The sequence below is a fragment of the Trueperaceae bacterium genome, assembly GCA_031581195.1.
Lineage (GTDB): Bacteria > Deinococcota > Deinococci > Deinococcales > Trueperaceae > SLSQ01.
Window position 1 is genome coordinate 12,392 of record JAVLCF010000007.1, and the last position, 24,096, is coordinate 36,487.

Annotated in this window: 20 protein-coding genes; 8 read left to right on the forward strand and 12 right to left on the reverse strand. The window is 71.6% G+C overall.

Annotated elements, in window-relative coordinates; all coding sequences use genetic code 11:
• Window positions 1-13: 13 nt before the first annotated feature.
• From RI554_01355 to RI554_01370, 4 genes are all read right to left on the reverse strand, one after another.
• On the reverse strand, window positions 14-1,984 hold the full coding sequence (locus RI554_01355; GenBank protein MDR9390657.1) for an ExeM/NucH family extracellular endonuclease: 1,971 nt from the start codon (window positions 1,982-1,984) through the stop codon (window positions 14-16).
• A gap of 70 nt (window positions 1,985-2,054) precedes the next feature.
• Window positions 2,055-2,918 (reverse strand): ABC transporter permease, encoded by an 864-nt coding sequence (locus tag RI554_01360; protein MDR9390658.1) that lies wholly within the window; start codon window positions 2,916-2,918, stop codon window positions 2,055-2,057.
• Window positions 2,915-3,835, reverse strand: coding sequence for an ABC transporter permease (locus RI554_01365; protein ID MDR9390659.1), 921 nt, complete (start codon window positions 3,833-3,835; stop codon window positions 2,915-2,917). The genes RI554_01360 and RI554_01365 overlap by 4 nt, the downstream gene beginning before the upstream one ends.
• Window positions 3,836-3,887: 52 nt before the next feature.
• Window positions 3,888-5,456 carry an ABC transporter substrate-binding protein gene (locus tag RI554_01370; protein MDR9390660.1) on the reverse strand — a complete coding sequence of 523 codons (1,569 nt, stop codon included), beginning with the start codon at window positions 5,454-5,456 and terminating at the stop codon, window positions 3,888-3,890.
• Between the two features lie 223 nt (window positions 5,457-5,679).
• Here RI554_01370 and RI554_01375 point away from each other — a divergent pair, with 223 nt between their 5' ends.
• From RI554_01375 to RI554_01405, 7 genes are all read left to right on the forward strand, one after another.
• Entirely contained in the window at window positions 5,680-6,699 is a 1,020-nt protein-coding gene (locus tag RI554_01375; GenBank protein ID MDR9390661.1) for a GntR family transcriptional regulator, read from the forward strand.
• A complete protein-coding gene (locus tag RI554_01380; GenBank protein MDR9390662.1) occupies window positions 6,681-7,388 on the forward strand; it encodes a creatininase family protein in 708 nt (235 codons plus the stop codon). Before RI554_01375 ends, RI554_01380 begins: the two co-directional genes overlap by 19 nt.
• Entirely contained in the window at window positions 7,385-8,404 is a 1,020-nt protein-coding gene (locus RI554_01385) for a 2-dehydropantoate 2-reductase (protein ID MDR9390663.1), read from the forward strand. Before RI554_01380 ends, RI554_01385 begins: the two co-directional genes overlap by 4 nt.
• On the forward strand, window positions 8,401-9,171 hold the full coding sequence (locus RI554_01390) for an SDR family NAD(P)-dependent oxidoreductase (protein MDR9390664.1): 771 nt from the start codon (window positions 8,401-8,403) through the stop codon (window positions 9,169-9,171). Before RI554_01385 ends, RI554_01390 begins: the two co-directional genes overlap by 4 nt.
• On the forward strand, window positions 9,168-10,568 hold the full coding sequence (locus RI554_01395; GenBank protein MDR9390665.1) for a dipeptidase: 1,401 nt from the start codon (window positions 9,168-9,170) through the stop codon (window positions 10,566-10,568). Before RI554_01390 ends, RI554_01395 begins: the two co-directional genes overlap by 4 nt.
• Window positions 10,565-11,182 carry an RraA family protein gene (locus RI554_01400; protein MDR9390666.1) on the forward strand — a complete coding sequence of 206 codons (618 nt, stop codon included), beginning with the start codon at window positions 10,565-10,567 and terminating at the stop codon, window positions 11,180-11,182. The genes RI554_01395 and RI554_01400 overlap by 4 nt, the downstream gene beginning before the upstream one ends.
• Window positions 11,183-11,548: 366 nt before the next feature.
• Complete coding sequence (locus RI554_01405; protein MDR9390667.1) at window positions 11,549-12,226, forward strand: peroxiredoxin; 678 nt, start codon at window positions 11,549-11,551, stop codon at window positions 12,224-12,226.
• A 69-nt stretch (window positions 12,227-12,295) separates the two neighbouring features.
• On the opposite strand, the gene RI554_01410 is transcribed toward RI554_01405, so the two are convergent.
• The 8 genes from RI554_01410 to RI554_01445 form a co-directional block, all read right to left on the reverse strand.
• A complete protein-coding gene (locus RI554_01410) occupies window positions 12,296-13,039 on the reverse strand; it encodes an ABC transporter ATP-binding protein (GenBank protein MDR9390668.1) in 744 nt (247 codons plus the stop codon).
• Window positions 13,036-13,830 carry an ABC transporter ATP-binding protein gene (locus RI554_01415; protein ID MDR9390669.1) on the reverse strand — a complete coding sequence of 265 codons (795 nt, stop codon included), beginning with the start codon at window positions 13,828-13,830 and terminating at the stop codon, window positions 13,036-13,038. Before RI554_01415 ends, RI554_01410 begins: the two co-directional genes overlap by 4 nt.
• 7 nt (window positions 13,831-13,837) lie before the next feature.
• Window positions 13,838-15,526, reverse strand: coding sequence for a branched-chain amino acid ABC transporter permease (locus RI554_01420; protein ID MDR9390670.1), 1,689 nt, complete (start codon window positions 15,524-15,526; stop codon window positions 13,838-13,840).
• A complete protein-coding gene (locus RI554_01425) occupies window positions 15,526-16,572 on the reverse strand; it encodes a branched-chain amino acid ABC transporter permease (protein ID MDR9390671.1) in 1,047 nt (348 codons plus the stop codon). The genes RI554_01420 and RI554_01425 overlap by 1 nt, the downstream gene beginning before the upstream one ends.
• 291 nt (window positions 16,573-16,863) lie before the next feature.
• Complete coding sequence (locus RI554_01430; GenBank protein MDR9390672.1) at window positions 16,864-18,018, reverse strand: ABC transporter substrate-binding protein; 1,155 nt, start codon at window positions 18,016-18,018, stop codon at window positions 16,864-16,866.
• A gap of 293 nt (window positions 18,019-18,311) precedes the next feature.
• Window positions 18,312-19,235, reverse strand: coding sequence for a fumarylacetoacetate hydrolase family protein (locus tag RI554_01435; protein ID MDR9390673.1), 924 nt, complete (start codon window positions 19,233-19,235; stop codon window positions 18,312-18,314).
• A gap of 38 nt (window positions 19,236-19,273) precedes the next feature.
• On the reverse strand, window positions 19,274-20,617 hold the full coding sequence (locus RI554_01440; GenBank protein ID MDR9390674.1) for a hypothetical protein: 1,344 nt from the start codon (window positions 20,615-20,617) through the stop codon (window positions 19,274-19,276).
• A 118-nt stretch (window positions 20,618-20,735) separates the two neighbouring features.
• Window positions 20,736-22,190 (reverse strand): LysM peptidoglycan-binding domain-containing protein, encoded by a 1,455-nt coding sequence (locus RI554_01445; protein ID MDR9390675.1) that lies wholly within the window; start codon window positions 22,188-22,190, stop codon window positions 20,736-20,738.
• 159 nt (window positions 22,191-22,349) lie between these two features.
• On the opposite strand from RI554_01445, the gene RI554_01450 reads away from it, so the two are divergent.
• The coding region (locus RI554_01450; protein ID MDR9390676.1) for a gamma-glutamyltransferase at window positions 22,350-24,096 on the forward strand (1,747 nt) is incomplete at its 3' end.

Consider the following 24,096-nt stretch of genomic DNA (forward strand, 5'->3'; position numbering starts at 1 on the left):
GGCGCGCCGGAGGTCAGGGGCCGTCGTCGAAGGCCAGCCCGACCCGGACCGGGTCGTGGTCGCTGGCGCGGAAGGGATCGGGGGCGTACAGGTCCGCCTCGGCGGGACCCTTGTAGGTCAGGTCGTAATCGATGAGGTCGACCTCCGGGGCGTTGATGGGCCACACCGCCGCGCCGGTGACGCGCGGCCCTCCGGCCGGCGTCCCGGTCGCCAGGTCGGGGTGCGCGACGGCGTGATCGAGCCGGCCGAAGCGCCCGTCGAACACGAAGGTCGTGACGGGGTCGGGGCCCTCGCTCGCGAGGAGGTCGACGGGGTCGTCCGGCGTCCTCGGGGTCGCGTCGGGCCCGGCGAGGAGCGCGGCGATGGGGTCCTCCTTCGGGTAGGCGTTCAGGTCCCCCAGCACCAGCCAGGGGGCGTCGACGCCGGTGGGGGCCTGCTCGAGCCAGGCGAGGAGGGCGCGGACGCCGTCGGTGCGGGTGCCGGCGCAGGAGCCCTGCAGCGGTCCGTCGTCGCCGGCGCCGCAGGACGAGCCCTTGCTCTTGAGGTGGTTCACGACGATCGTCACCGCCCCGCCTCCGCCGACGGAGGAGCGGTCGGCGGGCACGAAGCTCCAGGCGAGGGCGGGACGGTTCTTGCCGCGGCCGGTGGCGCGCGGGTCGGTGAAGGCGACGTCGTCGAGGACGGCGGGGGTCCCGACCGGCGCGACGACGTCGGGGCGGTAGAGGACCGCCTGCGCGATCGCGTCGGTGCCCATCGCGCCGACCGCGACGTGGCGCCAGGGGTGGCCGGTGGCGTCGCGCAGGCCGGCGGCGAGGTCGGCGGCGGCGCGGTCGTTCGGGTCGTTCTGCAGTTCGACGAGGCCGAGGACGTCGGCGTCGAGGGCGGCGAGGGCGGCGACGAGCTTGGCGCGTTGGCGCGCCAGCTCGCGGGCGTCGTCCGCCCCGCGGCATTCCATCCCGCCGGTCGGGCCGCAGTCGTCGCCGACGTCGACGAAGTAGTTCTGGACGTTGAGGGTGGCGACGACGACGTCGGGGGGCGTCCCGTCCGCGGCGCGCACGTCGGGGGGCGCCGACGGAATGGGGGCGCGGCGGAGGTGCTCCGCGGGGGCGGTGGGGTGGATCCGCCAGGCGCCGTAGGCGTAGTGCAGCATGCCGGTCGCGCCCCGCACCGCGTCGCCGCCCCGGAAGCGGTGCTCGAGGCCGAAGACGGTGCCGTCGGGGTGCCGGACGGGGCTGGGGTTCTGGTCGTTGCGGCCGTCGTCGAGGGTGATGCGTCGGGGTTCCTGGGCGGCCTCCCAGGCCGCGGCGCGGGGGTCGTCGGGGGCGAAGCGGTGCGTCGCCTGGATCGGGCGGTCGGCGCCCTCCTGCGGGAGGGCGAGGACGACCTCGCCGAACCGGTCGTAGTTGTAGTACTCGGCGATCGCGAGGGCTTGGGGGAGGCGGACCGGCATGCCCTCGAGCGCCTCGCGGGCGGCGTCGTCGGCGGGGAGGCGGAGGGGGACCGGCGCGGGGGGCGCGACGCGCGCGCCGCAGTCCACGACCTCGCGCACGCCGGTCAGCGTCGTCATGCCGTACGCCTCGGTGATCGTCCCGGCCGCGCGCACGACGGCGCCGACCGACACCGAGGCGGCGCTCTCGACGAACAGGCCCTCCGACGTCGCGGGGTCGCCGTCGTCCTGGCCGGGGGGCGTGTGCAGGTAGAACCCGCCGAGGTCCCGCCGGAACCGATCCGTGGGGTCGCCCTGGAAGGCGGCGGTGACGACGCCCTGCACCGTGGCGCGGCGGTTCTCGAGGGGGGAGGTCGGGCCGTGCCCCTGGACGGCGTGCAGGGGCGTCGGGTCGGGCGCCGCGCCGGGCCGGCAGCGGGGGTCGAGGGCGGGCGGGTCCTGCGCGCAGGCGCTCGCGAGGAGGGCGGCGGCTCCCAACGCAGCGACGGCACGCGTCGTGACGGGAGCGGCCCATCGAGGGTGAGGCGCGTCGCGCATGCACCGATGCTAGCCCGCGCGGGGCGGGTCCGGTGGACGGCCCGGAGCGGGCCCCGTCAGACGGTGGGGATCAACCGTCGCTTCGCACGTCGAGGGCGTCCCGGAGTCCGTCACCGAGAAGGTTGAAGCTGACGACGACCAGCGCGATGGCGATGCCGGGAATGAGCGCGATGTGCGGCGCGCTCGTGATGTAGTCGCGACCCGCAGCGATCATGCCGGCCCACGTCGGGGTGGGCGGTTGTACGCCGAGACCGAGGAAGGACAGGGCCGACTCCATGAGGATGGCGTAGGCGAGGTAGAGGCTGCCGTACACCAACAACGTCGCGACGAAATTGGGGGCGACGTGCCGGCCGACGATCCGAACGTCGTTCGCACCCAGCGCGCGGGCCGCTCCGATGAAATCCCGCTCCCGCAGGACGACGACCGACCCACGCGAGATTCGCGCGAAGGCGGGCACCGTCCAGATGCCGATCGCAACGATGGTGTTCGTCAGGCCCGGGCCCAAGGCACTGACGATGATGATCGCCAACAACAGGTAGGGGAAGGCCAGAAGGACGTCCATGAGCCGCATGACGACGGTGTCGACCCAGCCCCCGACGTACCCCGCGACCGTGCCGAGCGCCCCTCCGACCACGACGCCCATCCCGACCGACGTAATGCTGACGAGAAGCGTGACCCGGGCGCCGTAGATGATGCGCGAGAGAATGTCGCGGCCGAAGGCGTCGGCGCCGAGGAGGTAATCGGACCCGGGTGCGGCGCGGCGATCGAAGAGGCTTTGCGCCGCCGGATCCTGGGGAGCGATCCACGGTGCAAAGAGCGCCGCGAAGGCCGTGAGGATCACGATCCCGAGGGCGACGACCGCCAATCGATTGCGGCGGAACCGCTTCCACGTTCCCCGCGTGGGGGCCGACGCATCGGACGCACCGCGCTTCACGCGTACCTCACGCGCGGATCGAGGAACCCGTAGCTGACGTCGACGAGCAAGTTGACGGTGACGTAGACGGTCGCCAGCACGAGGACGACCCCTTGGACCAGCAGGTAGTCGCGGTTGAAGATGGCGAAGACGGTGAGGCGGCCCAGGCCGGGCCACGAGAAGACGGTTTCCGTCAAGACCGCACCCCCCAGCATCTGCCCGAGTTGCAGCCCGAGCGCGGTGACGACGGGGATCAGGGCGTTGCGGAGGGCGTGCTTGTAGAGGATCTGCAGGGAGCCGACCCCTTTGCTCCGGGCCGTTCGGACGTAGTCCTCCTGCAACACCTCGAGGAGGCTGGCGCGCGTCATGCGCGCAAGAATCGCGATCGAAGGGAGCGCCAGCGTGACCGAGGGGAGGACGTAGTGGCGCCAGGTTCCCCGCCCCGCCACGGGGAACCAGCCGAGCTCCACGCTGAAGAACACGATGAAGACCAGCCCGGTCCAGAACACCGGCATGGAGAGTCCGGCGAGCGACAGGACGCGGACGGCGTTGTCGACGACGCCGTGGGGACGGGCAGCCGACGCGACCCCGAGGGGTAGGCCCACGGCAAGTGCGACGAGAATCGCGACGGCGGCCAATTGCGCGGTCGCGGGCAGGGTCTCACCGATGATGGTCGCGACGGGACGTCGATCCTTGATGGACGTCCCCAAGTCGCCTTGGAACACGCCGGCGACGTAGTCGACGTAGCGCACGACGAGCGGACGATCCAAGCCGAGCTCGGTTCGCGTGGCCTCGATCGATTCCGGGGTCGCGAATTCGCCCAGCATCAGTGCGACGGGGTCGCCAGGCACGATCTCGAGCGAAGCCACGACGACCGCGACCACGCCAAGGAGGATCGGGACGGCAAGCAAGATTCGACGGATGAGATAGGCCAACATGATGGGGGTCGGTACCGGAGGGCGGGGGCCCTCCGGTACCGAACGCTTCCTCCTACTCGGCCTTGGACACGGGGTACAGGTCGAGGTTGTACTCGATCGGGTGGGGTTCGAACCCCTCCACGTCGGCTCCCACGACCGTCACTTCGATCGTGTTGTAGATCGGCACCGCGGGCAGGTCCTCGGCGAGGATCGCCTGGACGTCGGCGTACAGGCCTTCGCGCGTCGCGACGTCGGTTTCCTCCCGCGCTTGGGTTAGGAGTTCGTCCACCTCGTCGTTGGCGTAGCGCCAACTGTTCCAACTCTCGGGGGGGAACTGGTCGCTACGGAAGTTGGAGTACATCGTGTAGTCGGCGTCGGCGGTCGTCGTGAGCCAGCCGAAGGAGAACATGTCGTACTGCAGGGGATCTTCGCGCAACTCCGTGAACGTCGTGGCCCACTCGAAGACGTTGAGCTCGACCTGGATCCCGGCCTGACGCAGGAACTCCTGGATGACTTCGGCGACCTCCTGGTCCTGAAGGTAGCGGCCTGCCGCGGGGAGCATCTGCAGCGTGAGTTCCTCGCCGTCGCGTTCCATGATGCCGGCGTCGTTCTGGGTGAATCCGGCCTCCTCGAGGAGGGCGATCGCGGCGTCGGGATCGTAGGGGTAGCGTTCGTCGAGGTTCATGTCGGCGTACCCGAGCACCCCAGGCGAGATCACGCTCGTCGGCACCGTCGCCGCATCCTCCAAGAGGTTCTCGACGATGCCCGGCACGTCGATGGCGTGCGCGATCGCTTGGCGAACGAGCGGCTCGTCGAGCGGAGCCCGCTCGAGGTTGAAGCCGAGGTAGAACACGCGCAAGCCCGTGGCGGCGTGCACGTCGAAGGCTTCGCTGGACTCGAACGACGCCAGGTCCGCGGGGTTGGGCTTGAGCAGCATGTCGGCCTCGCCCGATTGGAGGGCGAGGGTGCGAGCACCCGCTTCGGGCACGGTCCGGAACACGACACGGTCGAGTTCGGGGCGGCCGCGCCAGTAGTCGTCGTTGGCCTCGAGGGTGATGCTCTCGTTCGTGCGCCACTCGACGAACTTGAACGGGCCCGTTCCTACGGGGTTACGGGCGTAGTCCTCGCCGAGCCGCTCGACGGCGGCCGGGCTGACGACACCGGTGTACACCATCGTGCTGGTGAGGAGAAGGGGACCGTAGGGCTTCTCCGCCACGATGTCGACGGTGTATTCGTCGACCACGTCGACGGACGCGATGGGGCCGGCGAGGCTGGCCCACCGGCCGGGGGGATCGGCGAACAGCGAGCGATCCCACGTGAACTTGACGGCCTCGGCGTTGAACGGCGTTCCGTCGTGGAACTCGATGCCCTCGCGGAGGTAGAAGCGCAAGCGCGTGTCGTCCACGAACTCCCACCGCTCCGCGAGGCGGCCTTCGATCTCCATGTCGGCGTTCAGGGTGATGAGGGGTTCGATGACGTTGCCGAACACCCAAGCGCCCGGCGCGGTCGTTTCCTCTTGCGCATCGAGCGAGACCGGATCCGAGGGGCGCACGATGACCAGCTCGTCGGCGGACTGTGCCCACACCAACGTCGTAGCCAGGATGCCGATCATGGCGACGAGCGACGTAATTCCGCGTTTCATGGAACCTCCTCCTTGGATTGAGAACCGATGTCGCCATCCCCGAGCGGAACGACGGCGATCGGAACGAAGATGGACACGATGGGACTCGATGGGAATCGATGACCCAAAGTGTTAGCGCGAAGTGTAACGGTCTGCATTTTCCTACGTCAACTGCGCACATTCTTTCCTGTTACAATCGCTCCATGCAGAATCGCGTACCAGTCACCCCGTACACTTGGGGAGGATGAGCGTGCCCGAGCCACCTCCCCCGCTCCCCCTGCGCATCGATCGCGACCTCCCGGTGTCGATTCACGCGCAACTCCTCGGCCAAATCGAGTACGGCATTGCCACCGGGCGACTCGCCCCCGGACATCGCCTCCCGTCGGTCCGCGAACTCGCCGAGCAACTCTCGGTCTCTCCGGTGACGGTCGCCAACGTCTTCAAGGCCCTTCGCGAACGCGATCTCATCGAGACGGTGCCGGGCCGCGGTACGTTCGCGGCTCGCCGCGACGACGACGCCCCACCGAACCCGCACCTCCCCGCGATTCATCACGCCATCGACGACGTGGTGCGTTTGGCCGAGCGCCACGGTATGCCGCCCGAAGAGCTGGCTACGCTGCTGAGCGTCCGCCTCCAATCGAGAGCGATGGAACCGACGCTCGACGTGTGGTTGGTGGGGATCTACGACGCCGCCACCGCCCGGTACGGGCGCGCCCTCGGCGAACGCCTCGGCCGTCACGTGTCCACCACGACCTTCGAGCGCCTTCGTGGCGACACCCTCGAGCGCGTGACGAACGCCGACCTCGCTCTCACGTTCGCGTACCGTCGGCGCGAGCTCCTGACGCGCCTGGGCGGCCGGGGACCACGCGTGGCGTCGCTCCGGTTTCTCCCGCAGACGGGGGTCCGCAGCGCGCTGGCGACGTTGTCGCCGTTCAGCCGCGTGGGCGTCGTCTCGGCCCTCCCCTCGTTCCTGCCGACGTTCCTCGACGGGGTCCGGTCCTATGCCGGCCACGTCGCCGACGTCCGCGGAACCGTCCTGGACGCCGCCGACGTCGACGCCCTCGTCGCGACGAGCGACGTCGTCGTGTATTCGACCGGCGCGGACGCCGTCCTCGAGCGCATCCCGGCCGACCTTCACGCCTTCGAGTACCGCCACGATCCCGACCCGGTTTGGGTCGAACGGCACATCGTCCCCCAGGTGCAGGCGGCGACGCTCGCCCAACCAACCCCACCCAAGGAGGCCCAATGCACGTCCACGACATGAGTTGGTTCGACATGGAGGCGTATCTGAAGCGCGACGACCGCGTCGTCGTTCCGCTCGGAAGCCTCGAACAACACGCGTACCTCAGCCTCGGGGTGGACAACATCCTGTCGCAACGGGTCGCCCTCGAGGCCGCAGGACCGCTCGGCGTTCCCGTCATGCCCGGCGTCCCCTACGGCCTCACGCCCTACCAGACGTCGTGGCCCGGGACCGTCACCTTGCGGGTGGATACCTACCTCGCCCTCCTCCGCGACCTGATGGACGGCCTGGCGCGACAGGGGTTTCGACGCATCCTGTTCGTCAACGGCCACGGAGGCAACGCCGGCGTCCGTGGCTTGCTCCAGGAATGGATGATGGACCACCCCGGAACGAGCGTTCGCTGGCACGATTGGTGGAGCGCCCCCGAAACGTGGGCCAAGGTGCAATCGATCGATCCAGCCGCCTCCCACGCCTCGTGGATGGAGACGTTCCCCTGGACGCGCCTCGACGCGGACCGCGACGTCCCGACGACCGCCAAACCCATGGTCGACTTCGAGGTCCTGCGCGCCCTCGCACCCGCCGACGTCCGCGCCTACGTTGGGGACGGCAACATGGGGGGCGCCTACGAAAAACCCGACGAGGTGATGCTCGCGTTGTGGGAGGTCGGCGTCACCGAAACGCGCGCCGCGATCGAAGGACCGTGGAGCGCATGACGACGCTCGTCTGGGGGGCCGGTGCCATCGGCGGAACGATCGGAGCGTACGCCCACCGGGCGGGGCACGACGTGACCCTCGTGGACGTCGAGGCGTCGCACGTCGACGCCGTGCGCCGATCCGGCTTGACGATCGAGGGGCCGGTCGACACCTTCACGGTGTCCGTCCCCGCCTACGAACCCCACGAGCTCTCCGGCCGATACGACGCGGTGCTGCTGTGCACGAAGGCGCAGCACACGCCGCAGGCCCTCGACGCCATCGAGGCGGTGCTCGCGCCCAGCGGGTACGTCGCCTCGTTCCAAAACGGGCTGAACGAATGGACGGTGCGCGACCGCGTCGGCCCCGACCGCACCATCGGCGCGTTCGTCAACTTCGGAGCCGACTACCTCGGTCCGGGACGCATCCACTTCGGAGGTCGCGGCACCGTCACCATCGGCGAGCTCGACGGTCGCACGAGCGACCGCCTCGTGTCCCTCCATGCCCTCGTGCGGGCCTTCGATCCCGCGACGCGGATCACCGACAACGTCTGGGGCTACTTGTGGGGCAAGATGGGGTATGGCGCCATGCTGTTCGCCAGCGCCCTGACGAACGAGAGTATCGCCGACGTCCTCGACGCGCGGGACGTGCGCCCCATCCTCGACGCGCTCGCGGCGGAGGTGCTGCAGGTCGCGCAGGTGGAGGGGGTCATTCCCTTCGGGTTCAACGGCTTCGATCCCGTGGCCTTCGGGCCGGCGGGCAACGCCGCGATGCGTGCCGCGTCCTACGATGCGATGGTGGCCCACAATCGGGGCTCAGCCAAGACCCACAGCGGGGTCTGGCGCGATCTCGCGGTCCGCAAGCGCCGCACCGAAATCGATGCGCAGTTCGGCCCCATCGTGGCGCGGGCGCAGGCCGCGGGACGGGCGACGCCGACCTTGGCGCGGTTGATCGACGTCGTTCACGACGTCGAAGAGGGACGGCGCCCCCAGGCGTGGGACACCCTGCACGCCGTGGCGGACGTACCGGAGGTGGCGTGAACGTCCGCTTCGACGGCGACGTCGTCCTCGTCACCGGCGCCGCGCAAGGGATCGGTCGCGGCATCGCGCTCGCCTTCGCCGACCTCGGAGCCCACGTGCACGCCTGCGACGTGGATGCGACGGAGCTGGACGCGACCCGCGCCGAGGCCGAACGTCGAGGCGTACCCCTTGCGGCGTCGCGCGTCGACGTCACCGACCGGACGTCCGTGAGCGCGTGGGTCGACGGCGTCGAAGCGGCCGAGGGCCGCATCGACGTGATCGTCAACGTGGCCGGCGGCGTGTTGGGCCAGGTCGGGCGGCCTCTCGAGGAGGTCCCCGAGGAGGACTGGAAGGCGATCTTCGCCGTCAACGTCGACGGCGCCTTCCACACCGCGACCGCAGCGGCCCCGGTGTTCAAACGACGGCGCGCGGGCCGGATCGTGACCATCAGCAGCGGCGCCGGGCTGGGCGTGAGCCTGACCGGAATCCAGGCGTACGCGGCGGCGAAGGCCGCGCAGATCGGCCTCACGCGCCAACTCGCGCACGAGTTGGGTCCGTGGGGCGTGCGCGTCAACGCGATCGCACCCGGCTTCGTTCGCTCGAACCCGACCACCGAACGCCAGTGGGCTTCCTACGGCGCCGAGGGCCAGAAGCGCCTGATCGAGAGCATCGGCCTGCGGCGACTCGGTACCGTCGACGACGTCGTGCACCCCGTCCTGTTTCTCGCGTCGGAGCAGGCAGGCTGGATCACCGGGCAGACGCTCCCGGTCGACGGGGGACGCGCATGACCCGCGCCGACCTTCCAACCGTGCTCGACGACCTGGCCGGCGCCTTCGAGGCGCACCGCACGGCGGTGGCCGAGTTCGTGGCGATCCCGTCGGTATCGACCGACCCTGCGCACGCGGACGACGTCCGCCGCGCCGCGGGCTGGATCGAGACGCGACTACGCGCCATGGGCGACCTGCGCGTCGAGCGCATCGACACGCCCCGGCACCCGGCCGTCCTCGCGAGCTGGGACGGCGCTCCGGGCGCCCCCACCGTCCTCGTCTACGGCCACATGGACGTCCAACCTCCCGACCCGCTGGACGCCTGGGCATCCCCCCCCTTCGAGCTCGACGAGCGCGACGGTCGCTGGTACGCCCGCGGCATCTCCGACGACAAGGCATCGATGCTGATCCCCATTCTGGTCGCCGAAGCGTTCTTCCGGCACGGCGCTCCACCGGTGAACCTCCGGCTGCTGTTCGAAGCGGAGGAGGAGATCGGCAGCCCACACCTCCCCGAGATCGTGCGCTCGCGCGCCGGCGAGTTGGCGTGCGACGTGGTGCTTTCCGCCGACGGGGGGATGTGGAAGGCCGAAGTCCCGGCACTGACCACCCGGGCCCGCGGTATGACCGGCCTCGAACTGAGGGTCCGCACGGCGGGGAAGGATCTGCACTCGGGCCGTCACGGGGGCGCAATCCACAACCCGACGCACGCGCTGGCGCGCATCGTCGCCAGCCTTCACGACGACGCCGGCCGCGTCGCCGTCGAGGGGTTCTATGACGGTGTCGCCACACCGAGCGAAGCCCGCCTCGCCGAGCTCGACCGACTCCCCTTCGACGAGGCCACCTACCTGCACGAGGTCGGTGCGCCCGGGACCTACGGCGAGCCGGGCTACGGCACGCTGGCGCGTCAGTGGCTGCGCCCGACGGTGGAGGTGAACGGTCTGGGCGGCGGCTATCAGGGGCCCGGCTCCAAGACGGTGCTCCCGTGGGAAGCGTTCGCCAAGATCACCTGTCGACTCGTTCCGGGGCAGGACCCCGACGCCGTCCTCGACGCACTCGAACGCCACCTGCACGCGGTCCGGCCGCCCGGCGTCACGCTCGCAATCCGCCGCAGCGAGCTCGGCGCCCCCGCCTACGTCATGCCGGACGACCACCCGGTCCTACATGCCGCCGAGGCGGTCCTCGAAGCCACCTTCGACCAACGACCGGTGCGCGTTGGAATGGGCGGCAGCGTGCCGATCGCCGCCACCTTCGCCGAGACGCTGGGGGCCGACACGCTGTTCTTCTCGTTCAGCACCGCCGACGAGAACATCCACGCTCCCAACGAGTTCTACCGCCCCGAACGATTCGCGCTCGGACTCGAGGCATGGGCGCGACTCTGGCATCGACTCGCTTCGTCCCTTCCCCCCACATCGTCATGAGCGGCCGCGAGGACACTCCGGACGTCGCCGCGCTCCTGGACGTCCTGCGCACGCACGTGGGCATCGGTGACCTCACCTGCATCCTCAGCGATCGCGCCGACGTCCGCGTTCTCGACGTCGATTGGGGGGTGCGACTCGGTCCTCCATGCTTCGTCGGGCGCGCCCGCACCGTGACCACGAACGGCGGCGTCGCGCCGATCCGCACGATGCTGCCCGCCTTGCTCCCCGGCGACGTTCTCGTCGTACGTTCGAGTCACCCCTCCGCCGCGGTGTTCGGCGACCGACTCGCGGACGCCGCGACCGCTCGCGGCGTCACGGGCGTCGTCGTCGACGGGAAGGTGCGCGACGTCGTCGCGCTGGAGGCCGGGACGCTTCCGGTCGTGGCGCGCGGCGTGCGACCGCAACGTCACGACGCGGTCGGTGCGGGGACGCAGGACACACCACTGGCCATCGGATCGACGTACGTCGCCCCGCACGACATCGTCGTCGGCGATCGCAACGGCGTCGTCGGCGTTCCGGCTTCGTCGTCCGAACACGTCCTGAGCGACCTCGACGCGTGGATCGAGGCGGAGCGGACCGCCGACCAGGCCGCCCCCTCCCCTCGGGAAGGGTGAGGCCCCCACCCGGTTCGCGGGGTCGATCGCGGGACGGAGCACCGATCTCGCGGACGACGAGGGCCCGCCACGGATGGCGATCCCCTGAATCATCGGCGGCCCCGCCCTCGTGGGGCGAGGGGCGTTGGGGCGGGCGCGACGCCGAGTCCACAGCGCGGATCCAGGGTGGGCGGGACGCCCGCAGGCCTTCGGGCGGCATGAGCGGACGAGCCCACGTTCCGTCCGAGCGTGGCGAACGAACCCGACCCCCCCGTTGTCGGAATGATTCCGACCTGCTTGACGTCGTCGAAACGGGGGGATAGCCTACGCTCACATACCCCCACCGGGTATCGGCGGGGTCGTTCCCCCCGCCCTCTGGAGACCCGCATGTCCGACGCCCCGACCGCCCCCGACGCCACGCCCACCGCCGGCCCCACGCTGCCCCGCCTGAACGAGCCGGCGCCCGAGTTCACCGCGACGACGACGCAGGGCACGATCGCCCTCTCCGACTACCGCGGACGCTGGGTCGTCCTGTTCAGCCACCCGGCCGACTTCACGCCCGTCTGCTCGACCGAGTTCCTGGCGTTCGCCCGCGAAGCGAGCGCCTTCGAGGCGCGCGGGGCGAGCCTCATCGGCCTGTCGATCGATTCCGTGCACGCCCACCTGGCGTGGCTACACGACCTCGAACAGATGACCGGCGAGCCGGTCCCGTTCCCCGTGATCGCCGACCTCGACATGAAGGTCTCGAACCGGTTCGGCATGATCCACCCCGGCGCGTCGGAGACCGCCGCGGTGCGCGCGGTCTTCCTCATCGACCCCGAGGGCGTCCTGCGCGGCATGCTGTACTACCCGCTCAACGTCGGGCGCAGCATCCCCGAGGTCCTGCGCTTCCTCGACGCGCTGCAGTTCTCCGACGCGCAGAAGATGTCGACGCCCGCCGACTGGACGCCGGGCGACCCGGCGATCGTCAAGGCGCCCGCCACGATGGAGGAGATCCGCAACGACGACCCGTCGACGTACCACGACTACCGCCGCTGGTACCTGCGCCTGAACGAACCGGCCTGACGGCCGCCCTCCGCATCGTCACGGGCCGCCCCGCGGGGCGGCCCGTGACGTGGCGCGAGGCCGACGCGGCTACACGTCGCCCAAGTACGCCTTCTTCATCGCCTCGTCCTCCAGCAGGTCCCGGGCGGGCCCGGACAGGACGACCTCGCCGGTCTGCAGGACGTAGCCGCGGTCGGCGATGGAGAGCGCGACGTTCGCGTTCTGCTCGACGACGAACACGCTGATGCCTTCGTCGTTGACGGTCTTGATGATCTCGAAGATCTTCTCGACGAACAACGGTGCGAGCCCCATGGACGGCTCGTCCATCAGGATGAGTTTCGGGCGGCTCATGAGGGCCCGCCCCATCGCCAACATCTGTTGCTCCCCCCCCGACATCGTGCCGCCCTGCTGGTTCAGGCGTTCCCCGATGCGGGGGAACAGGTTCACGACGTAGTCGACGTCCTCGCGGATGGCCTTGCGGTCGTTGCGCAGGTACGCCCCCATCTCGAGGTTCTCGCGGACGGTCATCTTGGGGAAGATCCGCCGGTTCTCCGGCACGACCGCCATGCCCCGCTCGATGCGTTGCGCGGTGTCGAGCGTGTCGGCGCGCTCCCCCCGGAAGTACATCTCGCCCTCCGACACCCGGACGATCCCGAGGATCGTCTTGAGGGTCGTCGACTTGCCCGAGGCGTTCCCTCCGAGCAGGCACACCATCTCGCCGGGGTGGATGACCATGTCGACGTCGTGCAGCACCCGGATGGGGCCGTAGTGGGTGGTGACCTTGCGCAACTCGAGCAGGTTCTCCGGCGCCGGTCCGGGGGCCGCGTCGCTCATGCCGCCCCCTCCTCGCGCGCGTCGTCGCTGCGCTTGCCGAGGTACGCCTCGAGCACCGCGGGGTCGTTCACGACGTCCTCGTAGGCGCCCTCGGCGATCTTGCGGCCGTAATCGAGGACGATCACGCGGTCGCTGATCTCCCCGACGAGGTTCATCTTGTGCTCCACGAGCAGGATCGTGTAGCCGCCCTCGTCGCGCATGCGCTGGATGATTTGGGTGATCTCCTTCGTCTCCTTCGGGTTCATGCCGGCGCTGGGCTCGTCGAGCAGCAGCATCTTTGCGCCGGTCGCCATCGCGCGCGCCATCTCGGTGCGGCGTCGGTTGGCGTACGACAACACGTACACCGGCTGGTGCAGACGGAAGCTCATGAGGCGCGGCCCGAAGAACGACAGGGCCTCGAGGGCGCGTTCGTGCATGACGCGCTCCGCCTCGCGGTAGCTGCGCGTGCGCAGCACCGCCTGCCACCACGGCACGTGGCGGCGTCGGTGCTGCGGGATCAGGACGTTCTCGAGGACCGACAGGTTCGTGAACAGGCGCAGGTTCTGGAACGTCCGCGCGACCCCCTCGCCGACCACCTGGTCGGGGGCCTTCCCGACCAGCGACTGCCCCTCGAGCAGGACGTCGCCGGCGTCCGGCGTGTAGACGCCGGTGATCAGGTTGAACAGGGTGGTCTTCCCCGCCCCGTTCGGCCCGATGACGCTGACGATCTCGCCCGGCTCGACGTCGAAACTGAGGTGGCTCGTGGCCTGCAGCCCCCCGAAGCTCTTGCTGACGTCGCGAACGCTCAACATCGACACGTCAGGTCCTCCCCTCGTCACCGTCGTCGGTGGCACCGCCTCCAGCGTCGCCGCCGTCGTCGTCCGCGTCCCCCGACGCGCCGTCGTCGGGCGCGTCGGGGTGGAAGTCGGGGTCGCCGGCGACGCCGTGGCGTTGCACGTCGCGGGGTTTCGTGCCCCGCTCGAGCAGCGGGTGCGCCCCCGGCCCGTCGTCGTCCAGGAGCGCCCGCGGGAGCGGGTCGCCCTGCGCGCTCGGGTGGTCGGAGGCGTAGTCGTAGGGCTCCACCGGGTCGGCGGCCCCCGCCGCGCCGTCCGCCGCACTGCCCGCCGCACTGCCCGCCGCCCCGTCCGCGGCGGCGGCGCCGGCCCGGTTCAGGTCGGGGTTCGTGAGCCAGGCGTCCTGGGCGCGTTCGTCGTCGCTGGGCTCCGCCCTGCGTTCGCGGAGCAGCCACGCCCAACTGAACTCCGCGCGGCTCATGATCCCCTCGGGACGGAGCGCCATGATGGTGATGAGCAGGACCGCGAGGAGGATGCGGCGCATCCCGAACGCCTGGAAGGTGCCGTCGAACGCCGCCGCGTCGGGGAACAGCAGGGCGACGGCCAGCACCACCGCACCGATCCCCGCCAACAGGATCGTGAGGGGGTGCCAGACCGGCCGGAGGCGTTTGCGGCGGCGGAACGCCGCCCCCCCCAATCCCGCCGCGAGGACCAGCGCCCCGAGGATCGCGAACCACGTCTCGAGGGGGTAGGTGCGCTCCAGCGGGTCGCCGTACTGCTGGACGAACACGACGACCGCGGTCCCCATCAGCACGCCGGTGTACGACCCCGTCCCCCCAACGCTGATGGCGACGAGGAAGAAGAAGGTGAGGAAGAACAAGAAGAAGTCGAGGCGGGCGGCGGACAGGTAGGACACCCACAGGCCGCCGGCGATGCCGGCGAAGAAGGCGCTGATGGTGAACGCCATGACCTTGTGGCGGGCCAGGGAGACGCCCATCGCCTCCGCGGCGATCTCGTCCTCGCGGATCGCCTGCAGCGCCCGCCCGTGGCTCGAGAACTTCAGTTTCGTCAGGACGAACAGGGTGATCCCGAGCAGCGCGAACGTCCACCCCAGCGACTTCCCGAAGTCGCTGGGGACGCCGGCGTACCCGAGCGCGCCGTTCGTGAACGGCGCGAACAGGCTGGTGGACGCCGTGAGGCGGATGATCTCCCCGAAGCCGAAGGTGACGATCGCCAGGTAGTCGCCCTTGAGGCGGAGGCTGGGGATGCCGACGATCAGGCCGAACAGCATCGCGACCAGCCCGCCGATGAACAGCGCGACGACGAAGCGCACCCAGAGGGTGCCGGGCGTCGTGAGCGCCTCGAGGCCGAGCGCGGCGAACCACGACTCCACCGACAGGCCGAGCGTGAACGGCGTCATGGCGCTGCGCGCGCTCGAGGAGATCTGTTGCCGGGCGGAGTCGGGCAGGATCAACAGCGCGGTGACGTACCCGCCGATCAGCATGAAGCCGTGGTGCCCGAGCGAGAGGATGCCGGTCGTGCCGTTGATCAGGTTGAGCGACAGCGCCGCGATGCCCCAGATGGCGAACAGGGCGAGGGTGTCGTTGAGCTTCGCGCCGCCGGCGCCCTGCACCCACGCGAGGAGGAGCGCGACGACGGCGACGACCCCGAGCGTCAGGAGGGCGTTGCGGGTGATGGGGCGTTCGCCGGGCATCACACCTTCTCCGAGAGGTCCTCCCCGACGATGCCGGAGGGACGGATCAACAGCACGATGATCAACAGGGCGAAGGCGAAGGTGTCCTTGTACTCCGTGAGGCCGGGGAAGTCACCGGTGCGGGGGAAGAGGGCGGTGACGAAGTTCTCGAGGAAGCCGAGCAGCACCCCGCCGATCACCGCGCCGGGGAGGCTTCCGATCCCCCCGATCACCGCCGCGGCGAACGCCTTGATGCCGGGCAGGATGCCGAGGACGGCGGGCTGGTTGAGGCTCCCGAAGTTCAGGCCCCACAACACCCCGCCGGCGGCGGCCAGCATGGAGCCGAGCAGGAAGGTGGTGGCGATGACGCGGTTGACGTTGACGCCCATCATCTGCGCGGTTTCCGCGTCCTGGGCGCTGGCCCGCATGGCCTTGCCGAGGCGGGTGCGGGTGACGAACAGCGTCAGGGCGGTCACCAGGATCGCGGTGACGATCGGGATGAGGAACACGAGGCGGCTGGTGTAGACCGTCCCCGCCCCGACGTCGAACTGCAGGAACTCCGTCCAGGACGTCCCGGGGCGGTACGGCGTCTGGTTGCGGGTGAAGAGGATGAGGCCGGTGTTCTGCAGCAGGAACGACACCGCGATCGCGGTGATCAACAGCGAGATGCGCGGCGCGCCGCGCAGCGGCCGGTACGCCACCCGGTCGATGACGACGCCCAGCACGCCGGTCGTGAGCATCGCGAGCAGCATCGCGGCGAGCCAGTTCAGGCCCGACGTGCTCAACGCCACCGCGAAGGCGACGAAGGCGACGCCGCCCCCGGCCAGCACGAGCGGGTCGCGCATCGAGCCGCGCCAGAGGTTGAGCACGAACGTCACGCCCCACGCCAGCAACGCCGACCAGGCCAGCGCCCAGGGCAGCGCGAACGGGGCGAGGGTGAACAGGAAGTAGCTGGTGAAGGCCCCCACCATGAAGACCTCGCCGTGCGCGAAGTTGATGAGGCGGATGATGCCGTACACCATCGTGTAGCCCAACGCGATCAGGGCGTAGAGGCTCCCGAGCTGCATGGCTTGCAGCGCCGCGCCGAGGAAGAACGCCAGGTCGCGTTCGCCGGCGACGGCGACGAGGTAATAGATGCGGACGAAGATAAGGGCGGGGATGCCGAGGCCGAACAGCCATCCCCAGGGGATCCGGCGCGCGGGTGCGCGGGTCGTGATCGCGGACACGGAACCTCCTACGCGGCGATGCGGGAGACGCGGAAGCGTGGCGACGGGGCGGGAGGGCGGCGGACCGCCCTCCCCCGTCGCGCTGAGGGCGCGGGGGCGGCGCTGGGCCGCCCCCACGTCCGGGGCGCGTCCTTACTCGCCCGTACCGACCCCGAAGAGGCTGGCCTTGCTCCACTCCGAGCCGTCCTCGCCGGGCACGGCGTACTGGAAGAAGGCGATCGTGCGGTCGGCGGGGGTGCCGTCGGTGCCGGCGTACGTGATCTCGCCCGAGACGCCGGGGTAGCCCTCGAGGTTCTGCAGCGCCTCGAGCACCGCGTCGCCGTCGGTGGAGTCGGCGTCGTCGATCGCCTGCACCAGCACGTTGAACGAATCCGCGCCGGCGAGGGTGAAGCCGTTGAAGTCCGGCGCGTCGGGGAAGACGACGTCGAAGAGGCTGGCGAAGTCCTCGGCGCGGGCCGCCGCGTCGCCGCTCAGCACCTCGGGCCCGCCGAAGCCGGTGAGGAGGTAGCCGTCGAACGCTTCGCCGCCGCCGGTCGGGCACTGCGAGTCGTCGCTGGCGTCCGCCCCGAGGATCTGCTGGTCGAAGCCCTGCTGGCGCAGCTGCGGCATGAGGCTGGCGCCCTCGGCGCAGAAGCCGCTGTAGTAGATGACGTCGGCGTCGAAGCCGCGCGCGTCGTTGATCTGCGCGCTGAAGTCGACGGTGTTCGCGACGAAGTCGAGGGTGATCGTCTCCCCGCCCAGCGCCTCGAACTCGTCGGCGAAGAAGCCGGCGAGGCCGAAGCTGTAGTCGTCGTCCTGCTGGCGGAAGACGATGGCGCGCTCCGCACCGAGCTCGTTCACGGCGTGCCGTGCGGCGACCTTGCCCTGGAAGTCGTCGGTGTACGCCATGCGGAAGATGTGGTCGCCGATCTGCGTGGTGGCGGGGTTGGTGGAGCTGGTCGAGATCATGATGACGCCGGCCTCCTGCAGGGGGTTGGCGGCGGCGATGCTCATGGTCGTCGAGATGGACCCCAGCACCCCGACGACGCCCTCGTCGACGAAGCGCGCGGCACAGTTGATCGAGCCCTCGGGCGTGGTCTGGTTGTCGCAGATCGACAGTTCGATGGGGCGGCCGTCGACCGTGGCGCGCTCCTCGAGGGCGGTCTCGATGCCCTGGAGGGTGGAGGTTCCGATGGTCGCGAAGCGGCCGGACAGCTCGAGGTTGACCCCGATGGTGACCGGCTCCTGCGCGGTCGACACGCCGAGCAGCGCGCCGAGCGTCACGAGAAGGGCAAGCATCTTCTTCATGGATACGTCCTTTCGAGGAGCGGGACCGCCGCGGGTCCGTCATGAAGACGGCACACCTGGACGGGAACGAGCACAACGCGACCGGCGTCGCGTCCTTGGACCGGACCTGCAGCGGCTGCATGCCTATGCAGGTTGGCGGAGTATACGTGCCCCCCGCGGCACTGTCAACGCCGCGAACCCCGTCCTGCGCGCGTCTCGAGCCGCACGAACCGTGACCGGTGTTACCGCATATCGATGCGCCCGTCGAAGGCGGTCCGGCCGGATCGCCTTCGATGCGAAGGGCGGCCGGCGGATCAGCCGTCGCGTTTGCGGTCGTGCACCGGGCACACGACCGAACCGACGCCCGGGATGGTGCACCCCACCCGTCCGCCGTGCGCGAGCGGGACCGCGCCGGGCGTCCCGGTGCTGATGACGTCGCCCGGCTCGAGCGGCATCACCGCACTGAAGAACGCCACGAGCGACGCCGGGTCGTGCAGCATGTTCGCCACGACGTTGCGGCGGACCGGCGCGTCGTTCCACGTGGTCGTCACCTCGAGCGCCCCGACGTCCAGACCCCCGGACGTCGCCTCCCCCGTCTCGGCGAGGGCGGCGTGCACGTCGTCGAGCGTCACCAGGTCGGGCCCCAGCACCAGGAAGCCGTCGAAGCTCTTCGCGCGCGTCAGGAAGCGCGGGTTGCGCTGCAGGATGTCCTCCGCGGTCATGTCGATCGCCGTCGTGACGCCCGCGATCAGGTCCGCCGCCCGCTCGGGGGGGACGTCCTTGCCGTGCCCGCCGATCACCAGCGCGAGTTCCGCTTCGCCGGTCGTGCGTTCGCTCTGCCGCGGGATGGGGATCGTCCCGCCGGGCTCGAGGATCGCGGTGTGCGGCTTCATGAACGTCGCGGGTTCGTCCGGGCGGGTCTCGCCCAGGTCGCCCGCGTGCTCGGCGTAGTTCAGGCCCACCCCCAGGATCTTCGGGGGGTGCGCCAGCAGCGCGGCCGGGGCGGCGTCGGCGAGAGCGCGGCCGGCCTCGCCGGCCGCGACCTCGGCCACCTCCGCCGCGTGCGCGTCGCTCCAGGCGCGCAGGGCCGCGAAGCGGCCCGACGCCAGGAGGGCGTCCAGGGTCGGCGGCCAGGGGCCGTTCCCGTCCCCGGGCAGGGCGGGGACCGGCGCGAGGCCGGCGGGGACGCGTAGGGCGGCGATGGGCCCGTCGGGCCCCTGCAGGGACGTGATGCGCACGGCGGCACCTCCAAGGACGTACGAACGTTCGCGCGAATCTACCCCGCGAGGCGCACCAGGTGCGTGGGGCCCTCGGGCGGCCACGGCTGGCGTTCGACGACGACGCGCAGCCGCACCGTGGTCCCGACCGGGAGGAACGCCGTCCCGTCCGGCGGGGTCAGCGGCAGGACCGCGGTCCAGGGGTCCGCGCCCGGCCCCTCGCCGGCGACGGGGAGCGCCCGCCGCCTCCCGACGTACCCGACGCGGGGGCTGCCCGAGCGCGCGACGAGGCGGAGGGCCCACGCCACGTCGTCCGCGTCCTCCGGGGGACGCACGTGAAACGCGCGGGAGGCGGGGTCCGCGCCGTGGACGTGGACGTCCAGCGCGCCGTCGGTCGCCACCCGCCGCCAAACCCGTGCCCCCGGCCGCCGGGTGAGCAGGTCGACGTAGTAATCCCGGACGCCGTCGCCCCGCTCGTCCTCGACGCGGACCCACGCCTGCCGCCAGCGGTCCCCGTCGTCCCCCTGGGCGCGCAGCCGACCGCGCGCCGCGGCCGCCCGCGCGGTGGCGCGCGCCCGGAGGGCCGCCGTCGGGCCCGGCGCGGCCAGCGCCGCGAGCACGAACCCCGCGACGTCGGGGGGCGGGTCGCGCAGGACCGAGCCGTGGTCGGCGTCGGGGAGGACCAGGGGTGGGAGGTCGTGCGCCGCCGGCCGCCGGCCGCCCTCGCGGACGAGCGCACCCCCCTCGCCCGCCCCCGGGCGGGCGTCGAGGCGGTAGGCGGGCGCGCGGGGGTCCAGGCCGGCGACGCGCACGACGCCGTCGCTGCCGGCGGGATGCACGAGGCCGGCCGGGCCGGTGCGGGACCCGGCGCCGCCCACCAGCAGGAGGTGGGGGCCCGACCCCGGCGGGGCGCCGCCCGCCGGGGGACTCCAGGCGTCCGCCAGCCGCCACGCGGTCGGGCTGGCCAACTCGAGGGCGCGGAGGACGCGATCGCCGCCCTCGAGGAAGTCGGGGCCCGGCCGCCAGTCCCCCCGGAACACGCCCGCGAGCATGCCGCGCCCGAGGTGCGCGAGCGGGGACCCGAACGTCGCGGGGGCCAGGCCCACGACCCAGCGGAGGCGGGCGGCGCGTGTGGGTTCGCGCGCCAGCCAGGCGGCCAGCACCAGCAGGCCGGTGGAGTGCACGAAGGCGTCGAACGGCGCGCCGCCCGCGAGGCGGGCGTCGCGCCGAAGGGTGCGGTCGAGGGCTTCGGCGAGGTCGTCGAGGTCGACGTCGTTGCTGCGGACGTCGTAGTGCAGAGGGAGGACGACGGGGCGGCCCGCAGCGCGGAGGCTGGAGATCCACGCCCGGTACCCCTCGGGCCGACCTCCGAACCCGTGCAGCAGCACCACGGGGCGCGCCACCGTCGCTCCCTTCCGTCCCCGAACGCTTCCCAACGAGGGGACGGACCGAGCGTCGCGCGGACGTGTGACGCGAACGTCGCGAACCCGACCGATCCGGCCTAGGCGACGGCGGCGGGGCTCAGCGCGGGATGACCAGGACCATGCCCGGGAAGATCAGGTCGGCCTCGTCGATCAGGTTGTCGTTCTCCGCCAGGATGTCGGGCCACCGACCCACGTCGCGGTAGAAGAACACCGCGATGCTCGACAGCGAATCCGCCGGCTGGACGGTGTAGATCCCCCGCGCGTCGCGCAGCTCCGCCACGCGGTTCTGCGTCGCGCGCAGGTCCGCCCGGATCGCGGCCAGCTCCTCGCGCTGCGCCTCGGTGACCTCCTCGAGCCCCTCGCGCGCCTCCAGGGCGGCCTCGAGGTCGGCGGTCAGGCGGGCCGCCTCCGCCCGGGCGGCCTCGACCTCCGCACGCGCCTCCGCCGACGCATCCCGCAACGACGCCACCCGCCCCTCGAGCGCATCCCGCTCCTCCACCGCCGCCTCGAGCGACGCAGCCAACGCATCACGCTCCGCCTCCACCCCCTCCAGCGTCTCGGCCAACCCCGCCGCCTCCGACCGCGCCGCCTCGACCTCCGCACGCGCCTCCGCCGACGCATCCCGCAACGACGCCACCCGCCCCTCGAGCGCATCCCGCTCCTCCACCGCCGCCTCGAGCGACGCAGCCAACGCATCACGCTCCGCCTCGGTCGCCTCGAGTTCCGCGCGGGTCGCATCCAGGTCACCCCGTGCGGCTTCGAGCTCCCCCTCGACGTCCGCCAGGTCGTCCTGCACGATCCGCAGGTTCGCGCGCGCCGACGCCAACTCGACCTCGGTCACCGAGAGGTCCGTCTCGACGCTCTCGAGGTCGGCGCGGGCGGCGGCCTCGTCGCTCCCCGAGGCGTCGGCGGCGGCTTCGAGGTCCGCCACGCGCGCCTCGAGGCGCTCCACCTCCGCCTCGGCGAGAGACGTGCGGGCCGCCTCCAGCTCGGTGCGCAGCGCCTCCGCCGCCCCCCCGTCGACGTCCCCGTCGCCCTCCGAGCCTTCGCCGCCGTCCTCGACCCGAGCGAGGCGGGCTTCGAGATCGGCCACCTCCGCGCGGAGCGCGTCGCGCTCCGCGCGGAGGGACTCGCTGCGCGCCCGGGCGGCGGCGAGCGCCTCGCGCGCCGCCTCCAGTTCGCTGCGCGCCGCCTCGAGATCGTCGACGCGGTCGCCGAGACGTTCGCGGGTGTCGCTCGCGCGCGCCTCCAGACGGGCGACGTCGGCCTCGAGGTCCGCGACCTGGGCCTGCAGCGTGTCGCGCTCGTCGAGCGCGGCGTCGAGGCGTTCCTGTAGCGCGTCGCGAGCGTCGTTCGCGTCCCCGAGCTCGGTCTCCGCGGCGGCGAGCCGCGTTTCCAGGTCCCCGACCTGGGTCTGCAGGGTTTCGTTGCGGGCCTCGAGCTCGCGTTCGCGTTCGCTTGGCCCGCAGGCCGCCAACATCCCGAGGGCAAGGAGTCCCGCGACGATGCGCGACGTCGTCTGGACGGACGGTAAAGCGATGACGTGGGGCACGAAGCCACCTCCTCGGAGAAGGGTACGAAACCGGACGGTCCGCTGTCCACGGCGCCGACCCCCACGCCCCCACCGCGGGCACCATCTCGCCCTCTGCGATCGCCCGTGCCGGTACCCACGTCACAGGTCTCACGCGAAGCGTCACGATAGGGTCACGAGGTGAAGGACGACGTCGCGCCCGCCCCCCGCCGGCCCACCATCCGCCCACCTCGAACCGCCCCCACGCGGTCCTCGCGCCACCGCGCCTCGCGGCGGTCGGTCGGCGTTCTCGCGTGGCTCCTCGCGCTCATCGTCGCGCTCGGGGGGTGCTCCACGCCCGACGACGCGTCGGCGGCGGTGGTCTCCTCCCACCACCTGGCGACGGAGGCGGGGTTCGAGATCCTCGCGAAGGGCGGGACCGCGGCGGACGCCGCGGTCGCCGTCGCGGCGACCCTGAGCGTCGTCGAGCCGTGGTTCTCCAGCGTCCTCGGGGGCGGGACGTGGGCCCTGTACTACGACGCGGACACGCAGCAGGTCACCAGCCTCGACGGGGTCGGACCGACCGGGAGCCTGGCGAGCGTCTCGGACTACGCCGACCGGGTGGAGACCCCCGGGTTCCACCAGTCGATCGTGCCCGGCGCGTGGGACGGTTGGATGCTGTGGCTGGACCGGCACGGCGCGCTGGAGCTCGGGGACGTCCTCGCGCCCGCCATCCGCACCGCGCGGGAGGGCTACGGCGTCTACCGGACCATGGATTTCTGGCTGTCGCGGGACGCGAACCTGATCGCCAACCGTCCGGCCGCGCGGGCCATCTACATGCCGGAGGGGCGCCTCCTGCGCTACGGCGACACGGTCGTGCAGGAGGACCTCGCCGCGACGTTCGACGCGATCGTCGGTGCGTACGACGGCGCACGCGACGAGGGGCGAAGCGCCGCGATCCAGGCGGCGCGCGACTACGTCTACCGCGGACCGATCGCCCGCGCCATCGCCGACGCGTCCGCCGCGCGGGGCGGGTACCTGACGTACGACGACCTCGCAACGTACGAGGCGGGCGTCGTTCCCAGCATCGCGATCGCGTACGGCGACGGCGTCACGGTGCACCAGAACCCGCCCGCCTCGCAGGGCCTCACGCAACTCCTGGCGCTCAATATCCTCAAGGGCTTCGACCTGGCCTCCTTCGACGGCCCCAATGATCCGCGCGCGGTGCACCTGCAGGTCGAAGCGCTCAAGCTCGCCTTCGCCGACCGCAACGCCTTCGTCGGGGATCCCACGCGGGTCGACGTGCCCGTCGACGCGCTCCTCTCGGACGCCTACGCCGAGGACCAACGCGCCCGGATCCGCACCGACGACGTGCTGCGCCTCCCCATCGCGTCGGGGCTCGCGTCCGGCGCGAAGGCCGGTGCGGACGACCCCACAGCCCTGACGCCGGCGTCCCCCCCGCCCTACCGGCCGCCCCCGCCCGGCGTCCCCACCAGCACGACGACGTTCCACGTCGTGGATCGCTTCGGGAACGCCGCCGCGGTCACGACGAGCCTCGGGGCGCAGTTCCTGGTGGTGGACGGCACCGGCATCCACATGAACAACCGCATGCGCTTCCTCGCGCTCGACGAGGGCGACCCCAACCGCCTCACGCCGGGCTTCGACGTGCGGCACACCTCCAACCCCTACCTAGCGACGAAGGACGGGCTCCCCTACGTGCTCGGGGGGAACACCGGCGTCGACACCCAACCGCAGGGCCAAACGCAGCAGTTCGTCGCCGTCCACGAGTTCGGGGTGTCGGCGCAGGCGGCGGTGGACCGCCCGCGCTTCGTGACGTCGGCGTTCGCCGCGACGACGTACCCCTACGCCGCGTCCGACGCGCTCGCCCTCGAGCGCGGGTGGCCGGCCGCGACCCGCACGGGCCTCGCGGAGGCGGGCCACACGTTCT

Bases quoted from the DNA above. Each gene is read 5' to 3' on its own strand.
- RI554_01355 (MDR9390657.1), bottom strand. From the start codon at position 1,984: ATGCGCGACGCGCCTCACCCTCGATGGGCCGCTCCCGTCACGACGCGT.
- RI554_01365 (MDR9390659.1), bottom strand. From the start codon at position 3,835: ATGTTGGCCTATCTCATCCGTCGAATCTTGCTTGCCGTCCCGATCCTC.
- RI554_01370 (MDR9390660.1), bottom strand. From the start codon at position 5,456: ATGAAACGCGGAATTACGTCGCTCGTCGCCATGATCGGCATCCTGGCT.
- RI554_01375 (MDR9390661.1), top strand. From the start codon at position 5,680: ATGAGCGTGCCCGAGCCACCTCCCCCGCTCCCCCTGCGCATCGATCGC.
- RI554_01380 (MDR9390662.1), top strand. From the start codon at position 6,681: ATGCACGTCCACGACATGAGTTGGTTCGACATGGAGGCGTATCTGAAG.
- RI554_01385 (MDR9390663.1), top strand. From the start codon at position 7,385: ATGACGACGCTCGTCTGGGGGGCCGGTGCCATCGGCGGAACGATCGGA.
- RI554_01395 (MDR9390665.1), top strand. From the start codon at position 9,168: ATGACCCGCGCCGACCTTCCAACCGTGCTCGACGACCTGGCCGGCGCC.
- RI554_01400 (MDR9390666.1), top strand. From the start codon at position 10,565: ATGAGCGGCCGCGAGGACACTCCGGACGTCGCCGCGCTCCTGGACGTC.
- RI554_01405 (MDR9390667.1), top strand. From the start codon at position 11,549: ATGTCCGACGCCCCGACCGCCCCCGACGCCACGCCCACCGCCGGCCCC.
- RI554_01410 (MDR9390668.1), bottom strand. From the start codon at position 13,039: ATGAGCGACGCGGCCCCCGGACCGGCGCCGGAGAACCTGCTCGAGTTG.
- RI554_01415 (MDR9390669.1), bottom strand. From the start codon at position 13,830: ATGTTGAGCGTTCGCGACGTCAGCAAGAGCTTCGGGGGGCTGCAGGCC.
- RI554_01420 (MDR9390670.1), bottom strand. From the start codon at position 15,526: ATGCCCGGCGAACGCCCCATCACCCGCAACGCCCTCCTGACGCTCGGG.
- RI554_01425 (MDR9390671.1), bottom strand. From the start codon at position 16,572: ATGCAGCTCGGGAGCCTCTACGCCCTGATCGCGTTGGGCTACACGATG.
- RI554_01430 (MDR9390672.1), bottom strand. From the start codon at position 18,018: ATGAAGAAGATGCTTGCCCTTCTCGTGACGCTCGGCGCGCTGCTCGGC.